Source organism: Pseudomonas koreensis (genome assembly GCF_012986595.1).
In the GTDB taxonomy this organism is placed as follows: Bacteria; Pseudomonadota; Gammaproteobacteria; order Pseudomonadales; family Pseudomonadaceae; genus Aquipseudomonas; species Aquipseudomonas koreensis.
In genome coordinates this window covers 1-1,464 of the sequence record NZ_JAAQYM010000017.1, presented here as the reverse complement: position 1 = coordinate 1,464, position 1,464 = coordinate 1, and the positions used below count along the sequence as shown (strand labels likewise).

The 1,464-nt window shown below is 48.8% G+C and carries 2 protein-coding genes; both read left to right on the top strand.

What is annotated here, in order from left to right:
- Nucleotides 1-773 precede the first annotated feature (773 nt).
- Nucleotides 774-1,037 carry a hypothetical protein gene (locus HBN98_RS27750; RefSeq protein WP_169844091.1) on the top strand — a complete coding sequence of 88 codons (264 nt, stop codon included), beginning with the start codon at nucleotides 774-776 and terminating at the stop codon, nucleotides 1,035-1,037.
- 6 nt (nucleotides 1,038-1,043) lie between these two features.
- Nucleotides 1,044-1,464 (top strand): hypothetical protein (locus HBN98_RS27745; protein WP_186352948.1); only part of this gene is annotated, 421 nt, incomplete at its 3' end.

The following is a 1,464-nucleotide window of genomic DNA, read 5'->3' as shown; positions in this document are numbered from 1 at the left end:
ACCGAAATATAGGTAAAGGTAATTAAAAAGATGAGAGGTGAAAAAGGATGGATATGATTATGGATGGTGGAAGAGGAGTAATAATAAAGATAGGTGATGTTGTTAAGTGATGAGAGAAAGTAAAAGTAATTGAAGAGGTAGAAGAAAAGAGAATAAAAAAGGAAGGAAAAAGGAAAAGAAAGGGGAGAGAAGAAGAAAGGAAAAAGAGAGGGGAAAGGAAAGGAGGGGGGAAAAGAAAGGGAGGGAGGGAGAAGGGGAGGAAAGAAAAAAAAGGAGGAAGAGAAAAAAAGGGGAAGAAAAAGAAAAAAGGAGAAGAAAGAGAAAGGAAAGGGGGGAAGGAAAAGGAAAGGGAAGGGGGAGAGAGAAAGAAAAGGAAGGGGGGGAGAAAAGGAAAAGGGGAGGAGGGGGAAAGAGAAAGGGAAGGAGGGAGAAAAAGGAAGGGAGAGAGGAAAGAAAGGGAGGGGGAAAGGGGGGGGAAGGAAGGGAGGGGAGAAGAGGAGAAAAGGAGAGAAAGAGGGGGGAGAAAGGGGGGGAGGGAAGGCGGGAAAAAGGAGGGGAGAGGGGCGAGGGAAGAGAGAAGGGGGGAGAAAAAGGGGGGAAAAGGAGGGAGGAGAAGAAAAAGAAAAGAGGGAAGAGAAAGAAAAGAAAGGGAGAAGAAAAAGAGGGGGGGGGGAAAAAGGGGGGGGGGAGGAGGGGAGGGGGGGAGGAGAAAGAAGGAGGAAGGGGAAGGAGGAGAGAAAGAAGAAAGAAAGAGAGGGAAGAAAGAAAAGGAAGTGAGAATCACACGAGGAGAAAAGAAAGGGAGGAGAGGAGGGGAAGGAAAGGAAAAGAAGAGAAAGGGGGGGGAGGGAGAGGGAGAAAGAGGGGAGGAGAAGAGGAAAAAAGAAGGGGGGAGGGAGGAGAAAGAAAGAAGGAGAAAGAGAAAGAGAAAAAGGGGGAAGGAGGAAAGGGAGGGGAGGGGGAGAAAGAACAAAGAAGGGGGGAGGAAGAAAGGGCGGGAGGGAGAGGAGAAAGAGGGTGAAGGAGAGAGGAGGTAAGGGGGGATGAGGGGGGAGAAGGGAAGGAAGGAAAGAGGAAAAAAAAAAAGGAGAAGAGAGGAAGAGAGGGCAGGAGGGGGGGGGGAGGGGAGAGAGGGGGAGGAGAAGGGAGAAAAAGAGAGAGGGAAGGGAAAAGAAAACCAGAAAAAGAAGGGGAAGGGAAGGGGAGAAGAAAAAGAAGAAGGGAGGGAGGGGAGAGAAGGAGGGAGGGAAGGAGAGAAAAAGAGGAAGAAGAGGAAGAGAGAGAAGGAAGAGGAAGGGAGGAGAAGAGGAAGGAGAGAAGAAAGGAAAAAAAAAAGAGAAAAAAGAGAAAGGGGAAGAGGGAGGAGAAGAGAAGAAAAGAAAGGAGGGAGGGAGAGGAAGAAAAAAAAGAAGGAAGAAGGAAGAGAAGGAGAAACCAGATCAAGATCAACACCCCCGCCGAGAT